General features: G+C 64.0%; 19 protein-coding genes. 5 read left to right on the top strand and 14 right to left on the bottom strand.

All coding sequences use genetic code 11. The annotated features are described in order from the left end of the window. Nucleotides 1-36 precede the first annotated feature (36 nt). Together PARACOCCUSGL_RS0108940 and PARACOCCUSGL_RS0108935 are read left to right on the top strand one after the other, a co-directional pair. Nucleotides 37-1,635 carry a GMC family oxidoreductase gene (locus PARACOCCUSGL_RS0108940; protein WP_010395471.1) on the top strand — a complete coding sequence of 533 codons (1,599 nt, stop codon included), beginning with the start codon at nt 37-39 and terminating at the stop codon, nt 1,633-1,635. A gap of 72 nt (nt 1,636-1,707) precedes the next feature. Continuing rightward, entirely contained in the window at nt 1,708-2,238 is a 531-nt protein-coding gene (locus PARACOCCUSGL_RS0108935) for a DUF3016 domain-containing protein (RefSeq protein ID WP_138918317.1), read from the top strand. Between the two features lie 24 nt (nt 2,239-2,262). Here PARACOCCUSGL_RS0108935 and PARACOCCUSGL_RS0108930 read toward each other — a convergent pair whose 3' ends face one another. Then, nucleotides 2,263-3,666, bottom strand: coding sequence for an aldehyde dehydrogenase family protein (locus PARACOCCUSGL_RS0108930; RefSeq protein WP_010395468.1), 1,404 nt, complete (start codon nt 3,664-3,666; stop codon nt 2,263-2,265). A gap of 309 nt (nt 3,667-3,975) precedes the next feature. Here PARACOCCUSGL_RS0108930 and PARACOCCUSGL_RS0108925 point away from each other — a divergent pair, with 309 nt between their 5' ends. Beyond that, nucleotides 3,976-4,956 (top strand): AraC family transcriptional regulator, encoded by a 981-nt coding sequence (locus PARACOCCUSGL_RS0108925; protein ID WP_010395467.1) that lies wholly within the window; start codon nt 3,976-3,978, stop codon nt 4,954-4,956. Here the strand turns inward: PARACOCCUSGL_RS0108925 and PARACOCCUSGL_RS0108920 are convergent. Genes PARACOCCUSGL_RS0108920 through peaA form a run of 6 tightly spaced genes read right to left on the bottom strand, consistent with a single transcriptional unit; the run spans nt 4,860 to nt 11,649 of the window. After that, nucleotides 4,860-6,581, bottom strand: coding sequence for an ABC transporter ATP-binding protein (locus PARACOCCUSGL_RS0108920; protein ID WP_010395466.1), 1,722 nt, complete (start codon nt 6,579-6,581; stop codon nt 4,860-4,862). The genes PARACOCCUSGL_RS0108925 and PARACOCCUSGL_RS0108920 overlap by 97 nt on opposite strands. Next, nucleotides 6,574-7,242 (bottom strand): S8 family serine peptidase, encoded by a 669-nt coding sequence (locus PARACOCCUSGL_RS0108915; protein ID WP_010395465.1) that lies wholly within the window; start codon nt 7,240-7,242, stop codon nt 6,574-6,576. Before PARACOCCUSGL_RS0108915 ends, PARACOCCUSGL_RS0108920 begins: the two co-directional genes overlap by 8 nt. A 1-nt stretch (nt 7,243) precedes the next feature. After that, nucleotides 7,244-8,320 carry a quinohemoprotein amine dehydrogenase subunit beta gene (gene peaD / locus PARACOCCUSGL_RS0108910; RefSeq protein ID WP_010395463.1) on the bottom strand — a complete coding sequence of 359 codons (1,077 nt, stop codon included), beginning with the start codon at nt 8,318-8,320 and terminating at the stop codon, nt 7,244-7,246. After that, the gene (qhpC, locus tag PARACOCCUSGL_RS0108905) at nt 8,320-8,652 is read right to left on the bottom strand and encodes a quinohemoprotein amine dehydrogenase subunit gamma (protein ID WP_010395461.1); all 333 of its coding nucleotides are present in this window, start codon (nt 8,650-8,652) and stop codon (nt 8,320-8,322) included. Before qhpC ends, peaD begins: the two co-directional genes overlap by 1 nt. After that, nucleotides 8,649-10,106 carry a quinohemoprotein amine dehydrogenase maturation protein gene (gene peaB / locus PARACOCCUSGL_RS0108900; protein ID WP_010395459.1) on the bottom strand — a complete coding sequence of 486 codons (1,458 nt, stop codon included), beginning with the start codon at nt 10,104-10,106 and terminating at the stop codon, nt 8,649-8,651. The genes qhpC and peaB overlap by 4 nt, the downstream gene beginning before the upstream one ends. 4 nt (nt 10,107-10,110) lie before the next feature. After that, a complete protein-coding gene (gene peaA / locus PARACOCCUSGL_RS0108895; RefSeq protein ID WP_010395457.1) occupies nt 10,111-11,649 on the bottom strand; it encodes a quinohemoprotein amine dehydrogenase subunit alpha in 1,539 nt (512 codons plus the stop codon). Between the two features lie 199 nt (nt 11,650-11,848). Here peaA and PARACOCCUSGL_RS0108890 point away from each other — a divergent pair, with 199 nt between their 5' ends. Continuing rightward, the gene (locus PARACOCCUSGL_RS0108890; RefSeq protein WP_010395455.1) at nt 11,849-13,111 is read left to right on the top strand and encodes an NAD(P)/FAD-dependent oxidoreductase; all 1,263 of its coding nucleotides are present in this window, start codon (nt 11,849-11,851) and stop codon (nt 13,109-13,111) included. Nucleotides 13,112-13,573: 462 nt separating this feature from the next. On the opposite strand, the gene cbbX is transcribed toward PARACOCCUSGL_RS0108890, so the two are convergent. The 7 genes from cbbX to PARACOCCUSGL_RS0108855 form a co-directional block, all read right to left on the bottom strand. Continuing rightward, on the bottom strand, nt 13,574-14,497 hold the full coding sequence (gene cbbX / locus PARACOCCUSGL_RS0108885; protein WP_010395454.1) for a CbbX protein: 924 nt from the start codon (nt 14,495-14,497) through the stop codon (nt 13,574-13,576). 72 nt (nt 14,498-14,569) lie between these two features. After that, a complete protein-coding gene (locus PARACOCCUSGL_RS0108880; protein ID WP_010395452.1) occupies nt 14,570-14,962 on the bottom strand; it encodes a ribulose bisphosphate carboxylase small subunit in 393 nt (130 codons plus the stop codon). 12 nt (nt 14,963-14,974) lie between these two features. Further along, nucleotides 14,975-16,429 (bottom strand): form I ribulose bisphosphate carboxylase large subunit, encoded by a 1,455-nt coding sequence (locus PARACOCCUSGL_RS0108875; protein WP_369750412.1) that lies wholly within the window; start codon nt 16,427-16,429, stop codon nt 14,975-14,977. 23 nt (nt 16,430-16,452) lie between these two features. Then, nucleotides 16,453-17,532 (bottom strand): class II fructose-bisphosphate aldolase, encoded by a 1,080-nt coding sequence (gene fba / locus PARACOCCUSGL_RS0108870; protein ID WP_010395448.1) that lies wholly within the window; start codon nt 17,530-17,532, stop codon nt 16,453-16,455. After that, nucleotides 17,532-19,535 carry a transketolase gene (tkt, locus tag PARACOCCUSGL_RS0108865; RefSeq protein WP_010395445.1) on the bottom strand — a complete coding sequence of 668 codons (2,004 nt, stop codon included), beginning with the start codon at nt 19,533-19,535 and terminating at the stop codon, nt 17,532-17,534. The genes fba and tkt overlap by 1 nt, the downstream gene beginning before the upstream one ends. 16 nt (nt 19,536-19,551) lie before the next feature. Then, nucleotides 19,552-20,424 (bottom strand): phosphoribulokinase, encoded by an 873-nt coding sequence (locus tag PARACOCCUSGL_RS0108860; RefSeq protein ID WP_010395443.1) that lies wholly within the window; start codon nt 20,422-20,424, stop codon nt 19,552-19,554. Nucleotides 20,425-20,445: 21 nt separating this feature from the next. After that, the gene (locus PARACOCCUSGL_RS0108855) at nt 20,446-21,438 is read right to left on the bottom strand and encodes a class 1 fructose-bisphosphatase (RefSeq protein ID WP_010395441.1); all 993 of its coding nucleotides are present in this window, start codon (nt 21,436-21,438) and stop codon (nt 20,446-20,448) included. Nucleotides 21,439-21,534: 96 nt separating this feature from the next. On the opposite strand from PARACOCCUSGL_RS0108855, the gene cbbR reads away from it, so the two are divergent. After that, complete coding sequence (cbbR, locus tag PARACOCCUSGL_RS0108850) at nt 21,535-22,464, top strand: LysR family regulator CbbR (protein WP_010395439.1); 930 nt, start codon at nt 21,535-21,537, stop codon at nt 22,462-22,464. Nucleotides 22,465-22,567: the final 103 nt, after the last annotated feature.

Below are 22,567 nucleotides of genomic sequence, written 5' to 3'. Positions count from 1 at the left end.
CCCGCGCCGATGCGGGGGTCAGGCATGGAGTATCCGATGGAAAGCTACGACTATATCGTGATCGGCGCGGGCAGCGCCGGTTGCGTGCTGGCCAATCGCCTTAGCGCCGACCCACGTAACCGGGTGCTGCTGCTTGAGGCAGGGGGGCGCGACAATTACCACTGGATCCATATCCCGGTGGGCTATCTGTACTGCATCGGCAATCCGCGCACCGACTGGGGGTTTCGCACCCAGCCCGAGCCGGGGCTGAACGGGCGGGCGCTGCTATATCCGCGCGGGCGGGTGCTGGGCGGCTGTTCGTCGATCAACGGCATGATCTACATGCGCGGGCAGGCGGCCGATTACGACCATTGGCGCCAGCTTGGCTGCGCCGGCTGGGGCTGGGACGATGTTCTGCCGCTGTTCAAGGCGCAAGAGGATCATTATCGCGGTGGCGACGAGATGCATGGCGCGGGCGGTGAACTGCGGATCGAGACGGCACGGGTTCGCTGGGCGGTGCTTGACGCCTTTATGGAGGCGGCCGAACAGGCAGGCATCCCCCACACCGAGGATTTCAACCGCGGCAATAATGAGGGCGGCGGCTATTTCGACGTGACCCAGCGCAGCGGCTGGCGGTGGAGTGCGGCCAAGGCCTTCCTGCGTCCGGTACGCAACCGCCCGAACCTGCGCATCCTGACCGGGGCCGAGGTCGAAAAGCTTGTGATCGAGGCGGGAGAGGTCTCCGGAGTTCTCTTTCACCATCAGGGCCAGCGGCGCGAGGTCCGTGCGGCGCGTGAAACGGTGCTGGCGGCGGGGGCCATCGGCTCGGTCCAGATTCTTGAACATTCCGGTGTCGGGCGCGGCGATGTCTTGCAAGCCGCCGGGATCGACACGCAGATCGAGGTTCCGGCTTTGGGTGAGAACCTGCAGGACCACCTGCAATTGCGCATGGTCTATAAGGTGCAAGGCGTGCCGACGCTGAACGAAAAGGCCTCGCATCTGTTGGGCAAGGCGGCGATCGGGCTGGAATACCTGCTGAAACGCTCGGGGCCGATGTCTATGGCGCCCAGCCAGCTGGGCATCTTTACCCGTTCGGGGCCTGACAAGGCGACCCCGGATCTGGAATTCCACGTCCAGCCCGTCAGCCTCGACAAGTTCGGGGACCCGGTGCATCCATTCCCGGCCATGACCGCATCGGTCTGCAACCTGCGGCCCGAAAGCCGGGGATCGGTCCATGTCACCGGGCCGGATTTCCGCGCCCATCCAGCCATCCAGCCGAATTATCTGGCGACCGAGGGCGACCGCGAGGTGGCAATGCGTGCCATCCGCCTGACCCGTAACATTGCCTCGCAACCAGCCTTCAGCCGCTACGGGGCCGAGGAATATCTACCCGGCTCCGCCCTGCAAAGCGATGAGGATCTGATCAAGGCTGCGGGCGATATCGGCACGACGATCTTTCACCCGGTCGGCACCTGCCGCATGGGCCCGGACGACGCGGCTGTGGTTGATCCGCGTCTGCGGATGCGGGGGCTTGGACGGTTGCGTGTCGCCGATGCCTCGATCATGCCGACGATCACCAGCGGCAATACCAACGCTCCGGTGATGATGATCGCGGAAAAGGCGGCGCAGATGATGCTTGAGGATGCACGGGCCTGACGGCCAGCTTTGACTTTTCGTGCGACCCGCCCATATGTTTGGACAGGGGTTGGTTATGCGAAAGGCAAGACCATGCTCAGGACCATCTTCCTGTCACTGTCTCTGACGCTTGTGGCGCCGGGTGTCATTGCCGCACCGGTCGCGCCCGACCCGGGGCGCGTCGCCGTCACCTACATAACGCCCGAGCGGTTCCGCGACCGCGAATTTCACCGTGAACGCAGCCGGACTTCGGCCTTGGCAGAGTTCGACCGCTGGTTCGCCGAGCTTGGCACCCGCTACCTGCCGCCCGGTCAAAGCCTTGTGATCGAGATACTCGACATCGATCTTGCCGGTGAGTTCGAGCCTTGGCGCACGGGGTTCGGTGATGTGCGCTTTTTGCGCGACGTGACCCCGCCACGCATCCATTTGCGCTATCGGCTGATGCAGGATGGTGTGACCATCCGGACGGGCGAAGAGCGGCTGACCGACATGAATTATCTGTCGGACCCGCGCGGCCATAACAGCAGCAGGCGCTTTGTCTATGACAAGCTGCTGCTACAGGACTGGTTTCGCAAAAGCTTTGCCACCCCGCAACGCCGGAACGGGTCCGATCTCGCCGGTTGAGACGGGACTGGACCCCGGGGGCGATCAGCGCGCCTCGTTCAGGATGCGGATCTGGGTGAACTCGGCCAGCCCTTCCTCAGCGAATTCGACACCGAGGCCTGATTGCTTGGCCCCGCCAAAGGGGATGTTTGGCCCGAAATCCAGATGTTTGTTGACCCAGACAGTGCCGCTTTCGATGCGTTCGGCGATGCTGCGCGCCAGATCGCGATCCTCGCCCCAGACCGAGCCGCCGAGGCCAAGCTCAAGCCGGTTCGCGCTTGCCACCGCCGATTCCACATCGTCAAAGCGGATCACCGGCAGGATCGGGCCGAACTGTTCCTCATCGACGATCTGGTCACCGTCCCTGACGTCGGCGACGATGGTCGGGCGGATAAAATAGCCCGGCCCCTCGGGCAGGGTACCCCCGGCGATGATGCGGCCATCAGCGCGCGCCGAGTCAAGGAAGCCTTTGACCTTTTCATATTGCATGCGGTTTTGCAGCGGGCCGATGGTGGTGCCTTGCTCAAGCCCGTCTCCGACCACGGCGGCCTCGGCCAGTTCGGCCAGACGCGCGCAGACCTCTTCGTAGACAGAGTCGTGGACATAGGCGCGCTTGATCGCCAGACAGACCTGACCGGCATTCATAAACGCCCCTGCGAACAGACCCGGTGCGACCTTGGCAGGGTCGGCACCCGGCAGCACGATAGCCGCGTCATTGCCACCCAGCTCAAGGGTCAGCCGCTTGATGGTCGAGGCGGCGCTGGCCATGATCTTTTGTCCCGTCGCGGTCGAGCCGGTGAACGAGATCTTGGCCACATCGGGGTGGGTGGTCAGCGCCGGGCCAAGGTCGTTCTGATCGGTGATGATATTGACGACGCCTGCGGGCAGGACCTCGGCCATGATCTCGCCCAGTTTCAGCGTTGTCAGTGGCGTCGTCGGGGCAGGTTTTACGACCAGGGTATTGCCAGCCAGCAGCGCCAGCGGCAGCTTGAAGGCCACGATCAGCACAGGGAAATTCCACGGGATGATCGCACCGACGACGCCCAGAGGCTTGCGGAACTGGCGCACCAGGCGGCTGTCGTTATCCTCGATCACCTTTACCGGCAGGTCATAGCCTGCCAGATGGCGGATGAAGGCGCAGGTGTACAGGATCTCGGCTTGCGCCTCGGGCAAGGGCTTGCCCTGTTCCTGTGTCAGCAGCCGGGCAAAGGCATCGGCCTGCGCCTCCAGCCGGTCGGCAATGGTCAGGATCAGGGCGCGGCGTTCCCCGATCGGGCGGGCGGCCCAGCCGGGAAAGGCGGCCTTGGCCGCCGAGACCGCCGCGTCAAGCTGTGCCTGCGAGGCACGCGGCGCCTCGGCCAGAACCTGTTCATTGGCGGGGTTGATGACCGGCATGGTCATGTCACCCTTGACCAGCTTGCCGTCGATCAGCAGTCGGTATTCCGTCATGTCTTCCTCCCAGAAGCGTTGCGATACTCTGGGACAGGGGGGGCAGGCGATTCTTGCCATATCCGGCCAATCCGCGCCCCGCAGGCGGGTTTGCGTGAAATCTGGCCGGAAATGCCAAATCGACCTTTCCGCGAAAATCCGGTGAAAGCGACAGTTTCTTAACGGTTTTCTGGCAACTTAGGGGCTTATGGGCCTGATTAACGGTCGCGTTGGGGATCGCCAGCTTGATGTGCTACAGTTTGTCGCAACAGGGAAATAGCCGGGGCAAGGCGCGAAACAGCACCAGCCGGCGCAGCCACGGGAAATGCCATGCAGATGTCATGGATTCGCGGAGCCATCGCATCAATGCTGCTGGGGGGCGAGGCCGAGCCCGTTCAGGCGGCGCCCGATCCCCAGATGCCGCTGGAAAACTTTGTCAGCCGTCTGGAACAGGATCGCGCCTCCAGTCCCGACGGGCTTTACTGGTGGCGTCTGGGCGAAAGGGTCGATCTGGGCAGCCTTGGCATTCTGGGCAGTGCGGTCGCGGCCCGCCGCACCCTTGGTGAGGCGCTGCGCAGCTTTGCCCGGGGCTTTCCCTTGCTGCAATCAAACAGTGACGTCTCGTTCGAGGTGAACGGGGATGAGGCGCAGATCTGCTACCGTGTTCTTGATCCGCGTATCTGGCCGCGCCGCGGCGACAGTGAACTGACGCTTGGTCTGATCCGCGGCATCTGCGACCGCTATGGCGTCCCCCGCGAGGCGATCCGGGATCTATGCTTTGAACATGCGCCGGACCGCGATCCACGTACGCTTGCCCGCTATCTGGGCCGAACCCCCCGCTTTGGCGAGGATGAGAACCGGATCATCTTTTCGGCCCGTGTGCTGGGCAACGTGCCGCGCTTTCCGCCCCAGGAAGACGCAGCAGTGATGGCCCGCCACATGGAGGGGGCCTTGCTGGATCTGCGCCGCCAGACCCCGGTTGTGCAAAGGGTGCATCAGCTGATCCTTGGCCGCATGGATCGCGGTATGGTCAATCAGCGACAGGTCGCTGCCGAACTGGGCATGTCCGAGCGTTCGCTGCGGCGGGCGCTGGCGGCCGAGGGGCAGCAGTTCCACCAGATCCTTGAAGAATGCCGCCGCATCCATGGCTTTGCATTGGTGGTGCGCAGTGAGCGGCTGTTTGGCGAGATCGCCTTGCAGCTTGGCTATTCTGATCAGACCGCCTTTTCACGGGCATTTTCGCGCTGGTATGGCGTCTCGCCGCGTGAGATCAGAAAGATGGGGGCCGAGGAAACCAGCGTGATCCGCTGATCGAACTCTCCCTCGCGCGCTGGTCCGCTATGGGCGATAAAGATGCGCGTGGTTTTGTTATGCCGCGCCTCGATCGCGGCAAGGATACGCCTGCAGGCAGCATCGTCGATCTCGGAAAAAGCTTCGTCAAAGATCAGGATATCGGTCGGCCGCAAAAGGGCGCGGGCGATGGCGATGCGCTGGCGCAACCCGCCCGAAAGATCGGCCCCGGTTTCGGCAATCGGGGTGGCCAGCCCCAGCCTTTCCTGTGCCCAGCTGGTCAGATCCGCATCTGCCAGCGCCCGCCACAGCGCCTGATCGTCGGCATCCGGCACGGCAAGGCGCAGGTTCTGCGCCAGTGTGCCGCGTAAAATCGCCGGACGCTGCGCCAGGTGGGTGATGCGGGCGCAAAGGGCTCCGGGGCGCAGATGGCTGACCGTAGCCCCTGAAAGAAGGGCATAGCCCTCGGCCAGCGGTGCGTCGCGGGTCAGCGTGGCCATGAGGCGAGATTTACCGACGCCTGATGGACCGTCCAGCAGCACGCGCTGACCGGGCAGGATTTCGGCGGTTACCGGATAATGGGCCGCGCCTTCGGCACGGGCATCGCGCAAGGTGATGGTCAGGGGCCCCGGCGGTGGTGCGGCACCCGTGTCGGGGCGGGCAGAGCTGATCACCGCACCCAACCGGTCGGCTGCGACCCTTGCGCGGGCTTGCGCGTGATATAGGCCCAGCAGGTTGCGTAGCGGCCCCGACATCATCCCGGCATAGGCGAGAAACGCGACCAGAGTGCCGATCTGCCAGTTGCCGCGCACCACCTGCCAGCCACCGGCCAGCAGGATCGTACCGCGCAAAAGCGCGGTGATGGTCTGGCTGACGGCACCCACGGTTTCGGACCACAGACGCTGGCGGGTCAGCGCGGCGATCTGTTCCTGCTGCGCCATGCCAAAGCTCTTTTCACGCTGATCCAGCGCATTGAGGCCGCGCAGCGTCGCCCGTGCCGCCAGCGTCTCGGCCATCTGTGTGGAGAGTGCGCCGCGCTGGTTGCGCACCATCTCGGCCAATGTGCGGGTCCGGGGGCGGGCGCGGGACAGAAACCACAGCTCGAATGGTGCGGCGAGCAGCGGCAGCATCGCCATGCGCCAATCCAGCGCGATCATCAGGCCCAGCCCCCCGGCCAGACGGAACAGCGCCCCGACAGCGACCAATCCGGTGTCAAAGGCAAAGCTTTGAATTTCTGCGCAATCTCCGTCCAGCCGCGCCATCGCCTCGCCCAAGGGCAACTCGGCACGGGCGGGATCGCGGGCAAGGGCTGCCGAGAACATGCGTCCGCGCAGGTGGGCCAGCATATGGGCCGAGGCACGCAGATGCAGCATGGAATTTGCTATCCCAAAGCCCACCGCACCCAGACCCAGCGCAAAGGAAAGACCGGCCCAGAAAATCAGCGCCTGCATGTCCCGGGCCATGATTCCGGCGTCGATCACCTGCCGGGTCAGCATCGGCATTGCCAGCCCAAGGGCGGCCGCCAGCAGTGATGCCAACAGCACGACCATCCCCAAGGGCAGCGCCCGCGCCATGACGGGGGCGAGCCAGCCAGCCGCCTCGGCGCCAAAGATCATCCGGGCAAGGCGGGCGGCAAGCCTATCCATGATTACGTCTTTGCTCTGGACCGTGATGGATGGCGCGTGCGGCCAGCGCGGCGGTGGCCTTTGCCCCGTCCAGCCGTCCGGTTTCGGCCATGATTGCCGCCAGATGCCCCGCGACGCGGGCCGCGCCAAGGCTTGCGCCACCCATGCCGGGCGGGGCGTGTTCAGGTGAATTGCACCATGCGCCGAACAGTGCAGGCCCCAGTTGCGACAGATCCCTCCATCCGCAGCGCGCGTCCCCGGTTGCTGCAATGACCCCCGGATAGGCGGCGGGATAACATGGTGCGCCCCGGGCCGGGTAGGCAGCGACAAGGACCGCGCCCGAGGTGACCAGTGCCTCGCAGGCCAGACGCAGCGGGGTGCGGTCGGCGGCAAGGCCCAGGCTCATGCAGATCACCTCGGGGCGGGCGTCGCCCATGGCGGCAAACCAGCGCAGTGCTGCGGCGACGCGGAATGCGCTGGTCACGGGGCGGTCGTCGAAGACCTGTGCATGAATAATCGCCGCGCCCGGACAGGCGCGGCGGATCATTGCGGCGACGGCGGTGCCGTGGCCCAGCCGGTCAGGCCGGGCCGCGACGGCCGAGCCGTCAGCCATAAAGGCGCGGGCATCACCCAGGCGATCTTTGGGGCCGGGGCCGCTGTCGATCACCCCCACCCGCAGCATTTCAGTCGTCCCGCGTGAAAAGCCGCACCGAGGCCAGCGACATCGAGGCATTGCCGGGCAGGTCGATCTGGCCCTTTTTCTCCAGCGTGTCGGCGTCATAGGCCGCCAGATCGCCAAGCGCGCCGCCAAGCCAGACCGTCTTGCCATCGGTCGAGACGTTCACCGAGTAATAGCTGTGCGGCAGGGCTACCCGCCGTAGCGAGACGTTCTTTTCCAGATCAAAGCTTTCAAGGACGTTATAGGTGCCAAAGGCGCGGTTCCTGGCCGGATTCACAGCGGTCGAGAAATAGAACACGTCCATGATACGCACCTCGCGCATCGCCATCTCACCGGTTTCAAGGTCCATGGTCAAAAGGCCGGTGCGATAGGCGCTGGGGTCGGAGGGGTCGATATCCTTGCGCGCGGTGTAGAAAGGCGTCGCCATCACGCCCGAGCTTTCATGCTGGTTCCAGACGGCAAGCACGTCGGGCTGGGTATAGCTGTCCGGCTCCCACCCCTGGATCGGCAGGCTTTCGACAAGCTTTCCGGCCTCGGGGTCCATGACATGCATGTCGCGGCCAAGACCGTACAGTTTTGAACCGTCGCGGGCCCAGGCCAGCATGGTGATCTGGCGCGGGGCCTCAAAAACCTTGCGCCGCTCCAGCGTTTCCGCATCGTATAGCGCGACGCGGGTAGGCTGGACCTCGAAATGTGTCAGCTCTAGCCGGACCGGGCTTTCGTAAATGGCAAGCGTGCTTCCGTCAGGGGAAAGCGCCGCACCAAAAAGGCTTTTCACCCGCTCTTCCGGCGTTGACAGGTCGATGCGGCCCAATGTTTCACCGGTCGTCAGGTCGATCTTGACCAGACTTTCAGACTTGTTGATCGTCGCATAGGCGATCCGACCGCCCGGCGCGACCATTGGCACCATGGGTGTCGGGCCGGCGTCCTTGATGGTGATGACCTTTTCCACCGCCATCTTTTCGGTATCGACCACGACCAGCTTGTCGGGTCGCGCCGGGGCCAGGATATAGTCATGCGCCAGGGCCGGCCAGGACATAAGCGCGGCGGCAGAGGCAAGAGACAGCAGCGTTTTGCGCATCACGACGAACCTTTCGTTTCCGGGAACACCGATTGCAGCTTGCGCCAGTCCTGCATCACGTCATCGGCGCCCGCGCTCCAGTTCGGATAGGTGTTCAGCGTGTCGGCAACCTGTGCGGGCCACCAGCAGGGGTCGGCGCAGCCGTAAAGGTCGGCCTCCATCGGCTGGCAAAGGTTCGAGACCGCGCCAAAGGCGTCGATCTCCCATCCCGGGTCGAATGAGGTGGTACAGCCGACAAGCGAGTTCATCGCCACAACCTCCTCTTCGCGGCCTTCGGCCTCGGCTTCGACAAAGGCTTTCGCCTTGGCGTTGGCAGGTGTCAGATGTTTCATTGAAGAACCTCCCTTGCTGGGCCGGACCGGGTGATCCGGGGCTCTAGCTGGCTGCGAAAGAATGACGGGTTGGCCTGCATGATGCGGACATAGGATTCGATGCCGAAATCGACCCAGTCCCGCATCAGGTCGCAATAGTGCCAGACCGGGGCAAATGGATCGCCCTGGCGGGCATAGCTTTCATGGTAGCACCCGCCCGCGCAGATCGAGCGGATGCGGCAGGTCTTGCAGCCATAGGTGCTGCGATCCTGCGCGGTCTCGATGAACTGGCCCAGCCGGGGGATGTCGATGCCGGTTTCCACATTGCCGTAGGTCGGCTGGTTTGAACCGACGAAGCGATGGCAAAGATGCAGCTCTCCGTCCTTGTCCACGGCAAGCATGCCAAGCCCTGCCCCGCAGGGTACGGCCTTTTTTGTGCCCTGCGCGATATCGGTCAGCAGCTGATGCATGTTGGAAAAGCCGATATTCTCGCCCTTGCAGGCGGCCTCGACATAGCGGCGGCCAAGAGTTTTCATATCCTCGAAAGCACGTTTCAGCGCCTCGGCATCAAGGTTGAAGACCGCGATCGGTCCAGATGTCGCAGGGCCAAAGCCGACCTCGTGAAAGCCCAGATCGTTCTTCAGATGGTCATGGATGCCGATCACATCGGTGACGCCCCGGGTCAGCGTCACCCGCACCCCCACCGGACGCGAGCGATAGCGTGACAAAAGCATACGCACATTGCGTGCCACCAGGTCATAGGTGCCCTTGCCACCCACCGTCTTGCGGTTGGCGTCATGCAGGGCCTTGGGGCCGTCCATGCTGACCGTCAGGGCAAAGCGGTGGGCGTCGAACCAGTCGACCAGTTCGGGCGTCAGCAGGGTGGCATTGGTGGTCAGCGAGAAATCGACCGTCTTGCCAAGCTCGGCCGCGCGAGGTTCGGCATAGGCGACCACCTCGCGGATCAGCGGCATGTTCGACAAAGGCTCGCCGCCGAAAAACACCACATTCACCCGGTCACGGGCATGGGCCTGTTTCAGCAACAGTTCGAAACTGGCCCTTGCCGTCTCAAAGCCCATTTTCTGGCCCTTGGCCGGGGTGGTCAGATCCTCTTTGTAGCAATATGTGCAGGCAAGGTTGCAGCCGGTGTTGACGTTCAGGATGATGGTCGAAAGTGGAATTTCTTCGACCTTCACCACCGGCCGCGGGGTCTCGGCTGCGTCGGCATCGCGCAGGATATCCAGCGCGAGAAAGCTTTGCAGGCATTCCGACAGGGTTTCGGGGTCGTGATGCGGGCCAAGCTCGGCCCGCATCAGTTCGGCATCGACAGCGCGCGCGCGGCGGAACAGGTCATAGACATCGCGCGCCACGGCATCGAGTTCGAACAGGCTGGTCGTCGGCACATGCATCAGCATGGCATGGCCATCGACATCGACCCGATGGGCGTTGTGAGTGATGAGGGTCAGCGCTCCCATGGCGTCACCGGATCGGAGCGTCAACGAAACGCTGGACCGTGGCGTAGAGATGCGCCTCGGCGCTTAGCGGGCCGGTTTCGGTTTCGACAGTGGCGATGACCTTGAGGTTGCCGGCGTTGTTGGTCTGCATCGGCCGCTCGGGGTTCGGGCCGGCATCGGCCGGTGTGAACAGGCCGGTATCGCTGATCGAGCCAGCGAATTTCGCGTCCTGCATCTTTTCGGCCTCGGCATCGAAATCGACGGTCGCCCAACTGGCCGGGAAGGCACCCAGGGGGATGTCATCCCCGGTGTCAGGCTGACCATCGGGGCCGTTCAGCCAGCCCAAGGCCTCGAATTGTGCGGGAACCTTGGGGATTGGGCCGCCATTGCCGCCGATACGGGCGATGGTCGTCTCGGGCGTGATCGAGATGCGGTCGGGCCGGTCATAGGCGACCAGATCCACCTTTTGCCCGCCCAGCTCGATGCTGATGGGGCCGGGTGCGCCGCTTGCGGTCAGCTTCAGCACCGCGACGCCATCCGCCGCACTTTCGACGCTGCCGGTCACGCCTTCGGGCAGGGTCAGCGCCTCGCCAAGTCCCGTGCCCGCGACGCGGACCAGCGTTTCTTCACCGATCTTCAGCCGTGCGGGTGCTGCCGCCAGAACCAGCGGCGAGGCGTCGGCCCTGACCGCCTCCAGCCGCCCGCCGATCACGTCACTGTCGGCATGATACCAGCGACCCGAGAAATGTCCGTTCTCGAAGGCAAGGACCTGACGGATGGCGGTTTTGCCATCGCTCAGCGTGGCACGCCATTCGCCAGCGCCAAGGATGCGACCGGTGCCGGTAAAGCTTTGGCTGCTATCGGCAAAGTCGAGGATCATGGTTACCTCGTAATCCTCGCCTGCCTTTTTCAGCACCAGCCGTCCGGTATAGTCGCCGCGCCCCGGCTGCCGTCCGGCAAGCACATAATCGCCCGAGGCATCTCCGGTGAACGGGGCAGGAGCCTCGCCCAGCGGATAATGCTCGGCAAGGAAAGGGATGATCTCGGCCTGTGCGATGCCCCACCAGTCGCGGTCGCGCGCCAACGCCTGATATTCCAGCGTCGGGAACTGGCCGAGGTGGAAGTTGACGAGATGCTTCCAGTCCTCGGGCGTGCGGCGTTGCAGGGCGACCCGGGCATAGGAATGGCAGCGCCCGCAGGTCTGGGTCATCTGCGTATCCGGGCCTTCGTCCCAGGCCACCGGCTCACGCTCAAGGATATAGCGTCGCTCAGCGGTTTCGGTCAGCGACAGGCCGCGCGTGTCCGACAGGTGGCGCACGATCGCCGTGCGCTCTTCCGGGGTCAGCGCGACACCGTGATTGCGCATCATGCGGGTCACGGTCATGTCCCAGCCTTCGGGCGTCTTGCGGGCGGCGTCGATGCGTTCCCAGCGGCCGTCCTCATTCTGGACATGGCAGGCGGCGCACGCGTTCTGCATCACCTCCTCACCCGTGACCGCAAGGGCGGGTGCGGCGGCAAACATAGCTGCGCAAGAGAGCAACGCGCTGCGGGTCGATGGCTTCATCTGGCGGTTTCCTCTGGCTGGCCGGGCGGGGCCCGATTGCTTTGCCGTTGAGAAAAGCGCGTGGGCGGGCAGTATTCTTGTCATTCCCGGCCAAAGGCGCGGCGCATCGTCGCGGCGGGGGATTTTGGCCGCAAATGTCAGGTATCGCTGCCCTGTACCGCCCCAGACTGCCCATTATCGCAGCGGCAAGGGGACAGGGATGGTTTGCCGGACCGATCTGATCGTGCTGGGAGGTGGACCGGCGGGCGCTGTCTCGGCCTGGCTTGCGGCGCGGGACGGGCTAAGCGTCCTGCTGATCGACCCCGACCGCCAGACCCCGCGCGTCGAGGGGCTAAGCCCGCGTCTGCACCACTGGCTTGCCACGCAGGGGTTGCTTGAGGGGTTTACGGCCATCCGCGGTCCGCTTCGCCGTCAGGTGGACTGGGCCGGGATCAGCGAGAGCAATTCTGAACATGTGGTGCTGCGCGGTGCGCTGGACGCGCATCTGCGCCGGATGGCCGTGACCGAGGGCGTGCGGCTGATCGTGGCCAGCGGTCGTCCCGCGCCGGGCGGGGTCGAGCTTTCGGACGGCACGCATATTGCCGCGCCCATGGTGATCGACGCCCGCGGCCGCAAGGCCCCCGCGGCGGGGACCAGCGGTCCGGCGACCATCGCGCTTAGCGGCTGGGTCAAGGCTAAGGCGGTGGCGCCGGGCGTTCGGCTGACTGCGGTCGCCCAAGGCTGGCTCTGGCGTGTGGCGCTGCCCGATGGTCGGATATGGGCCCAGGCACTGCTGGATGCGGTGGGTAAGGGCAGCCCTGCTGACCGGCTGCACGGCATCATTTCCAAGGCCGAGCCGGTACTTGCCGCCGCCCCCCTGGGTCAGGTTCTGGCGCGCGAGGCTGCACTACGTCTGCCCGCCCCGCTTGCGGATATGTCACTTCTGCGGGTCGGTGATGCTCTTGCCGCGATGGACCCGCTGTCAGGTCACGGCCAGTTCTGGGCGGTTTCAAGTGCGCTTGCCGTTGCCGCCGTACGCCGGACCCTTGCCGCGCATCCCGGCTCCGGACAGCTTTGCCGTCGTTTCCTCGACAGCCGCGCCCGGGAAACGGCGCTGCATCAGGCCCGCATCGGCCGTGATTTTCTGCGCGCTGAGACCCGCTTTCAGGATGCACCCTTCTGGACTGCTCGTCGGGCTTTTCCCGACGACGAACCTGCCTCGGATGTTCCCCAATGTCCCGCCATCATCAACGCCATCGTGGTCGAAAACGGTCTTCTTACGGAACGCGAGGTGCTGCGTACGGTGCGGGCGCCCTCTGGGATCGGCTGGTTTGGCTCTGTTCCCGCGCCCGAGGTCTGGCGACTCTGGCAGCAGGGCGGGGCCGAGGCGCTGGCTGCGCGCTGGGGCGTCGCCGCCCCGGCGCTTGCGCGGCGCCTGCTGGACGAAATCGCCCCGCATGACACCACCCGCGCCTCGGCCTGAAGGGTTAGGGCGTCTGCCTCACCGGTCGCTGTACGGCTTCACCCCGCCCAGCGCCGGCAGGGCGGGCGAAACGGGGACGAAAGGCGGGACGAGGGACGTCGAATGAGGTGCGGCAAAACGGACAGCGACCGGCGGCGGCACGCGGCACGTTCCGCCCGCATTGCGGACAAACCGCAGGCAGGAATGAGCGAAGCATGTCGGAACCTTTATAATTCGAGGTGAACGGGAAAGACTGGCTGTCCCCGGTCGCCCGCCCGATCAGGGCATATACTGCGACCGGGGCAAACCAAGCGCCGTCACAACCCGAATTTCTTTGGCATGGCAGCTGTAACGCTTCACGCTGGTCCCCCTCTGGAAAAACATCCTCCGACGGCGGTCACCGTCATTTTTACAGATGGGGCCGGGACGGTGCCTTTCAACCCCGTGCCATGCGCGACAAACGGCCGCAGATAAAGGGAAATTTCAGTCTGCGTCTGCTCTGTGTCCGTCTGTGTCAAGTCCGCCGGAAAACACGCGGCTTGGGCGGATATCAGCCTCGGTGATGGTCGATAAGGCGCGGGCATCAACCGGGCCGTCTGCGGAAAACAGCCGGTTCGCCTGTCGCAACCGCGCCCGGTCCAACGCATTGCGGATCGAGCGGGCATTGGCAAAATGCGGCTGCTCGCGGCGCAGACGGATATATTCCTCCATCGCCTGCCGCCCGCCTTCGTCAAACGCATAGCCCTGACCTTCCAGCATCGAGGCCGAAATACGGCCCAGCTCCTCATCGGTATAATCGGGAAACTCGATGTGATGGGCGATGCGCGAGCGAAACCCCGGATTGGCAGCGAAAAAGCGATCCATACGATCAGCGTAACCGGCCATGATGACGACCAGATCGTCGCGGTTGTTTTCCATCACCTGCAAAAGGATCTCGATCGCCTCCTGCCCGTAATCGCGCTCATTATCCGGCTTATAAAGGTAATAGGCTTCGTCGATGAACAGGACGCCGCCCATGGCCTTTTTCAGGACTTCCTTGGTTTTGGGTGCGGTGTGACCGATATATTGTCCGACCAGATCATCGCGGGTCACGCTGACCAGATGGCCCTTGCGCACATAGCCCAGCCGATGCAGCAGCCCCGCCATTTTCAGGGCCACGGTTGTCTTGCCGGTGCCGGGATTGCCGGTAAAGCTCATGTGCAGGGTCGGGGTCTCATGTGCAAGCCCCAGCTCGCGCCGTGCCCGGTCTACCAGCAACAGCGCCGCGGTTTCACGAATGCGCTGCTTGACCGGCGCAAGCCCGATCAGCTCCCGCTCCAGATCATCCAGAATCTCGCGCACGCCAGAGGTTTCATATTCGGCCTTCAGATCGACCGTGGCGAGCGTGTCGCCTGCATCCCCATCCATCTTTCAGCTCTTCTTTCGTGAAAAAAATCCTCGGGGGTCCGGGGGCAGACAGCCCCCGGGCCAACAGTGCGGTCAACGGCCGACCAGCTCATGGGTATAGCGGATGTGACGACCGTCGGCTTCGGTCCGCCAGGTGCGCAAGCTCGGCTCGCTTGCCGGGCGGTTGACGATAAAGGACATCATCACCGTCTCCCAACCGCGCGTGTTGTCAAATGCGTTGATGCGGATATAGCTGTCACCATGGGCTTTGCGGCATTCGTCCAGCTCCATCATCACGCCTTTGGCGTCCTTCAGGTCGAACATCGGGTTACCCCACATTTCCCAATAGGTATTGCGGGGGTGGGGTTCGTCGGTGAATTCGATCCCGACGGCCCATTCGCGGGACAGGATATATTCGACCTGGGCCCTGATCTGTTCGTCGGTCAGATCGGGCAGGAACGAAAAGCAACCCTGAGTGATACGCATCGGATGTCTCCCTTAGCTGACGGACGGGGTCGGAACAAAGTCCGAGCTGTCGGTTGGGGTATAGTCGAAGGTGATGTTGCCCCAGGTATCCAGGGCGGCCTCCAGCGGTTTGCACCATTTGGCGGCACGGCGCAGGACCTCGGGCCCCTCGCTTTTCAGGTCCACGCCTTCGTTGCGGGCCAGCACCATGGCCTCCAGTGCCACGCGATTTGCCGTTGCGCCGGCCTGGATGCCCATCGGGTGACCGATGGTGCCGCCGCCGAATTGCAGGACGACATCATCGCCGAATAGATCCAGCAACTGGTGCATCTGTCCGGCATGTATCCCGCCCGAGGCGACCGGCATGACCTTCTTGAGGTTGCCCCAGTCCTGTTCGAAATAGATCCCGCGGGCGAGGTCGACCTCGTTATAAAGTTCGCGGCAGACGTTGTAATAGCCCTGCACGGTCAGGGGATCGCCCTCAAGCTTGCCGACGGCGGTACCGGCGTGCAGGTGGTCGACACCGGCCATGCGCAGCCATTTGGCAATGACGCGGAAGCTGATGCCGTGGTTTTTCTGCCGCGTATAGGTGCCGTGGCCGGCGCGGTGCATGTGCAGCAGCATGTCATTCTGCCGGCACCAGTTCGAGATCGACTGAATGGCCGTCCAGCCGACGATCAGATCGACCATGACGATGACCGAGCCAAGCTCTTTGGCCAGTTCGGCGCGGCGGTACATCTCTTCCATCGTGCCGGCGGTGATGTTGAGGTAATGCCCCTTGACCTCGCCGGTGGCGGCCGATGCCTTGTTCACCGCCTCCATGCAGTAAAGAAAGCGGTCGCGCCAATGCATGAAGGGCTGCGAGTTGATGTTCTCGTCATCCTTCATGAAGTCCAGCCCGCCCTTCAGACCCTCATAGACCACGCGGCCATAGTTCTTGCCCGAAAGCCCCAGCTTGGGTTTGGTGGTCGCGCCAAGGAGGGGGCGGCCAAATTTGTCCAGCCGCTCACGCTCGACCACGATGCCGGTGGGCGGGCCGGCAAAGGTTTTCATATAGGCCACTGGAAAGCGCATATCCTCCAGTCGCGCGGCCTTCAGCGGTTTGAAGCTGAACACATTGCCGATGATCGAGGCGGTCACGTTGGCGATCGACCCTTCCTCGAACAGGATCAGGTCATAGGCGACATAGCAGAAATACTGGCCCGGAGTGCCCGGCACCGGCTCGACCTTATAGGCCTTGGCGCGATACTGGTCGCAGGCGGTCAGCCGGTCGGTCCAGACCACGGTCCAGGTTGCGGTCGAGCTTTCGCCGGCCACGGCTGCTGCCGCCTCGATCGGGTCGACCCCTTCCTGCGGAGTGATGCGAAACAGCGCCAGCACATCGGTATCCTTGGGCTGGTAGTCGCCGTCCCAATAGCCCATCTGGGCATATTTCAGCACGCCTGCGGCGTAGCGCTTTTTCTTGTCGGTGATTTCGGTCTTGGTCATTTCGTTCATGGGAACTCCTCCTTTCAGGCGGCGCGTGCGCCGGTGATGGCCGGGTCCAGCGCCCCCGACGCGTAGCGTCTGGCCATCTCGTCCATCGGGATGACCCTGATCCTGCCGGCATGGCCTGCGGTGCCAAATCGCTCGAACCGGTCGCGGCACAGCGCAGTCAGCTCTTTCATTGCCGGGATCATGAACTTGCGTGGATCGAATTCCTGCGGTGCCTCGCGGGCGACCTTGCGGAAATGACCCGTCATCGCCATGCGGCAATCGGTGTCGATATTCACCTTGCGCACGCCGTGGCGGATGCCCCGTTCTATCTCTTCGACCGGGACGCCGTAGGTCTGGGGCATCTCGCCACCGGCCTCGTTGATGAGGTCCTGCAGATATTGCGGCACCGAGCTTGAGCCATGCATCACCAGATGCGTGCCGGGCAGGCGTTCATGGATCGCCTCGATCACATGCATGGCAAGGATGTCGCCATCAGGTTTGCGGCTGAATTTATAGGCTCCGTGGCTGGTGCCGCAGGCGATGGCCAGTGCATCGCAGCGGGTGCGGGTCACGAAATCCACCGCCTGATCGGGATCGGTCAGAAGCTGGCTGTGATCCAGCTTACCCTCTGCGCCCGAGCCGTCCTCGGCCGCGGCCTCGCCGGTTTCAAGCGAGCCCAGGACACCCAGCTCCCCCTCGACCGAGGCGCCGACGGCATGGGCGGCTTCGGCGACTTTTGCCGTCACCGCGACGTTATAGTCGTAATCGGCGGGGGTCTTCATGTCCTCTTTAAGCGAGCCGTCCATCATCACGCTGGTAAAGCCGTGACGGATCGCCGACATGCAGGTGGCAAGGTTATTGCCGTGATCCTGATGCAGGCAGATCGGAATGGTCGGGTTCATCTCGGCCAGGGCCTCGACCATGCGGCGCAGCATGATGTCGCCGGCATATGAGCGGGCGCCCCGGCTGGCTTGCAGGATCACCGGCGCATCGACCTCGGCCGCGGCTTTGACGATGGCCAGACCCTGTTCCATGTTGTTGATGTTAAAGGCAGGCACGCCGTAGCCATGTTCGGCGGCATGGTCCAGAAGCTGTCGCAGCGTGATGAGAGCCATCACTTTCCTCCCTGGATAAGCTGGTTGGCAAGATCGGCGGCACGTTCGGCGGTGATGCCGAAATGCCGGTAAAGAGCGGGGGCAGGGGCCGAGGCGCCAAAGCCTGTCATGCCGACAAACCCGTCGCCGGGGCGCAGGATCAGCCCGTCCCAGCCCTGACGGATCTGGGCCTCGATGCCGATGCGCGGGGCGCGGCCAAGGACCGCTTCGCGTTCGGCGTCGGGACGGGCGGCGAAAAGTTCGAAACACGGGGCCGAGACTACGGCGGCGCGGACCCCCTGCACGGCCAGCAGATCGGCGGCCCCAAGCGCAATCTCGATCTCGGACCCGGTGGCGATCAGCGTCACATCGCGCGCGCCGGTCGTTTCGCGCAGGACATAGGCTCCCTGGCGGGTCAGGTTCTCATCCCCGGGCTCCAGCCGGACGGCGGGCAGGTTCTGGCGCGACAGGCACAGGACCGAAGGGGTCGAAGGCGAGGTCAGCGCGATTTCCCACGCTTCGGCGGTTTCGACCGCATCGGCGGGGCGGAACACCATCAGGTTCGGGATCGCCCGTAGCGCCGCGACATGTTCGACCGGCTGATGGGTCGGGCCGTCTTCGCCCAGCCCGATCGAGTCATGGGTCATCACATGGACGACCGGCACCCCCATCAGCGCCCCCAGCCGGATCGCCGGGCGGGAATAGTCGCTGAAGGCAAGGAAGGTGCCGCCATAGGGCAGGAACCCGCCATGCAGGGCGATGCCGTTCATGATTGCGGCCATGCCATGTTCGCGGATGCCGTAATGGATATAGCGGCCTTGCCGGTCTGTGGGCGTCACCGCCGCCATACCCTTGCTGCGCGTGTTGTTTGATCCGGTCAGATCGGCCGAGCCACCCACGGTGTTTTTCAGCGTCGCATTGACGACCTCCAGTGCCATTTCCGAGGCTTTGCGGGTCGCGACCTCTGGCCGGTCGGCGGCCAGTTTTGCGCTATGGCTGCGGATGGCATCGCGCAGCGCCACCGCGTCGGGCGCGGCCAGCATGGCGTTGAAACGGGCCTTGTCGGGGGACGCGTTCAGCCGTTCCAGCCACGCCGACCGCGCCTCGGCCCCTCGCGCCGAGACAGAGCGCCAGGAGGTCAGGATGTCCTGTGGGATCTCAAATGGCGGGTGCGGCCAGCCCAGATTGACACGGGCGGCGGCGATTTCCTCGGCGCCAAGCGGCGCGCCATGCACGTCATGGCTGCCCTGTTTGTTCGGTGCGCCAAAGCCGATCACCGTCTTGCAGGCGATAAGCGAGGGGCGGGCATCCTCGCGCGCCTTGCCGATCGCCTCGGCCACCGCCTCGCGGTCGTGGCCGTCAACGGCCTGGACATGCCAGCCCGAGGCCGCAAAGCGTGCTGTCTGATCGGTCGAGGTCGACAGATCGGTATCGCCGTCGATGGTGATGCCGTTGTCGTCCCACAGCACGATCAGCCGGCCCAGTTGCTGATGACCGGCAAAGTCGATGGCCTCGTGGCTGATGCCCTCCATCAGGCAGCCATCGCCGCAGATCACATAGGTCCAGTGATCGACCAGATCATTGCCAAAGCGCGCGTTCATCATCCGCTCGGCCAGCGCCATGCCGACAGCGGTCGAGATACCCTGCCCAAGCGGGCCGGTCGTGGTCTCGATCCCTTTTGCATGGCCGTATTCGGGGTGGCCCGCAGTACGTGCGCCAAGCTGGCGAAAGGCGCGCAGCTGGTCCATGCCCATGTCGTCATAGCCAAGCAGGTGGCTGATCGCATAGACCAGCATCGAGCCATGGCCCGCCGACATCACGAAACGGTCGCGGTCGGGCCATTTGTCATCCGCAGGGTCTACCCTGATAAAGCGGTTGAACAGCACCGTTGCGACATCCGCCATACCCATGGGGGCGCCGGGATGGCCGGATTTGGCCGCCTCGACAGCATCCATGGCAAGTACGCGAATGGCATTCGCCATCTGCGTTTCCATGCTGGTGTCGATCCTTGCCATCTGGTTCATTGCCTGGACCCTCCCTTCAGGCGCGTTTGGATTCACTGACCAGACGCAGGATCATCGGCGTCAGGATCAGCTGCATGGCGAGGTCGAGCTTCGGCCCCGGAATGACGATGGAATTCGCCCGGCTCATCCATGAGCCCTGGATCATCGAGGTCAGATAGGGGAAGTCGATGCCGCGCGGGTTCTTGAAGCGGATGACGACAAGGCTTTCGTCGGCCGTCGGGATCCAGCGGGCGATGAACGGGTTCGAGGTATCGACCACCGGCACGCGCTGGAAGTTGATGTCGGTTTCGGTGAACTGCGGGCAGATGACATGCACATAGGCATGCATCCGGCGCAGGATCACATCGGTGACGGCTTCGGTCGAATAGCCCCGGCTTGCCTTGTCACGGTGGATCTTCTGGATCCATTCCAGGTTGATGACCGGCACGACACCGATTTTCAGATCCGCGTATCCCGCGATGTCGATATCGCCGCTGCGCACCGCGCCATGCAGCCCTTCGTAGAACAGCAGGTCCGATTGCGGCGAGAAATCCTCCCATGCGGTGAAATGGCCGGGGGGTACGCCGTAACGTTCGGCCTCGGCTTCGTCATGGACGTAATGGCGGGTCTGGCCGGTGCCCGTCTCGCCATATTGACGAAAGACCTGTTCCAGCCGCTTCAGCTCATTGGCCTCCAGGCTGAAATGACTGAAGGTGTGGTCGCCCGTCTCGGTCCGCCGTGCCAGCTCGGCTTTCATCGCCGCGCGGTCATAGCGGTGGAACGCATCACCCTCGATGCTGACGGCCGAGATTTTTTCGCGGCGAAAGATCTGGTCAAAGGTGTTTTTGATGGTGGTGGTGCCAGCCCCGGATGAACCGGTGACAGAGATGATCGGGTGTTTCTTGCTCATATTCGTTCCCCGGAGTGCAGGTCAGGCCCTGAACAGGCCGCGTTGGCCAAAGAGAGCCGAGACCTCGGCTTCCGGCAGGTCGTGATAGACGGCGATGCGCGTGACCTTGTCGGTCGAGCCAAAGATAAAGGGCGTGCGCTGGTGCAGCGCCTTGATGCGCTGGTCGAGGATCGGGGCAAGCCCATCCGTCGCCCCTCCGCCAGCCTGCTCGATCAGGAAGGCGATGGGGGCGCATTCGTAAAGCAGGCGCAGCCGGCCGCGCTCATACCCTTTGCGGGTGTCCGAGGGATAAAGAAACACCCCGCCGCGGATCAGGATGCGGTGGGTTTCAGCCACCAGAGAGGCGATCCAGCGCATGTTGAAATTCTGCTCACGCGGGCCATCGCGGCCAGCAAGGCAATCGTCGATATAGGCGCGGATCGGCTGTGGCCAGTGCCGGTAGTTCGAGGCGTTGATCGCGAATTCAAAGGCGCAATCGGGCAATTCCTGCCGCGCATCGGCCAGCAGAAAGCGACCGCTGTCAGGATCAAGCACGTATTGCTGAACCCCTTCGCCAAAGCTGACCATCATCGCGCAGCGCGGGCCATAAATGATGTAACCTGCGCCGATCTGCTCGCGGGCCGGGCGCAGAAAGCTGGCCTCGCCCGTCTCAGCGGCGGGGTAGATCGAAAAGATCGTGCCGATCGAGACATTGGTGTCGATATTGGACGATCCGTCCAGCGGATCAATCGCCACGGCAAGGCTGCCCTGAGGGTCCAGCGCCACGGTCTCTTCCTGCTCTTCCGAGGCAAGCCAGCGCACTCCGGCACTGGCCAGAGCCTCGCGGAACAGATCATCTGCGATGACATCCAGCGCCTTTTGCCGGTCGCCGTCTGAGTTGGTCCCGACCGCTGCGGCCAGATCGCCACCGCGGCGAATGATGGCGGCAAGCTGTGCCCCGGCACCGGCAATGGCTTGCATGGCCTGCTGCAGGTGCCGGGGAATCCGGTCGGTCTGAATGGTTTCGGCGGTCATCGGCTCCTCCCTCTGGAACGCGTCCCGCCTTCTTGTTGACACGGTCAGATTTTAAGGAACATTTAAAAATGTAGAAATCCAATTCGGAAAAAATGAATGGCACGTGTGGACGCGATCACCCTGCGGCAGCTGCGCGTATTGCGCGCGGTCATCGACAGCGGCTCTCTGACGGGTGCGGCGGGAAATCTGGGGCTAAGCCCACCCGCCGTTCACAGCCAGCTGCGGGCGCTTGAGGATCTGATGTCTGCGCCTTTGGTCATAAGAGGAGAGCACGGCGCCTTTCTTGCCACCGATGAGGGCAGGGCGGTTCTGGAGGCCGAGGCCCAGATCGCCGTGGCGCTGGAGACCTGTGCGCGGCGGGTCACGGCGCTGCAAAGCGGCCATACCGGCAATGTCTCTCTGGGGGTGGTTTCGACCGGAAAATACTTTGCCCCAAGGCTGGTCGCCGAACTGCGCCGGATCCTGCCCGATGTCGAGGTGACGCTGCGCATCGGCAACCGCGATGCGGTGATCCAGTGGCTGACCTCTCGGGCGCTGGATCTAGCGATCATGGGTCGCCCGCCGCGCAGTCCTGCGGTGGTGGCAGAACCGGTCGGCCCCCATCCCCATATCATCGTCGCACCCCCGGATCATCCGTTGGCCCATGCTGATCCCGCGTTGCCGCAGGACCTGCTGGCCGAGACTTATCTGGCGCGTGAACCCGGCTCTGGCACCCGTATCCTGATGACGCGGTTTCTGGATCGAATCGGCGACGGCACCCCCTGGCGCATGGTCGAGATGGGCACGAATGAGACGATCAAACAGGCGGTGATCGCTGGTTTGGGGATCGCGCTTATCTCGCAGCACACCGTGACCGAGGAATTGCGCTCGAGACGGTTGGTGGCGCTGAAGGCGGTGGGGCTGCCGATCCAGCGCAGCTGGTTCCTGTTGCGGCGCGAGGATATGGCGCTGTCGCCTGCCGGTCAGCGTGTCCATGACCATATTCTGGCGCTGAAGGGGGGCTTTCTGCCGACGGTCGTATCGTGACCATCGGGCACGCGTTGCACGAATGCACGCGGGTCCGCAGTCTGGGGCTTGGCAGGGCCCTGTGCCTTGTGGCAATGCGAAGGTGACGCCGGGTCGGGAGGAC

Origin of the sequence: Paracoccus sp. TRP, from assembly GCF_000185925.1 — a bacterium.
GTDB lineage: Bacteria > Pseudomonadota > Alphaproteobacteria > Rhodobacterales > Rhodobacteraceae > Paracoccus > Paracoccus kondratievae.
Note: the sequence above shows the minus strand (reverse complement) of the source record. Positions and strands in the feature narration are given on the sequence as shown.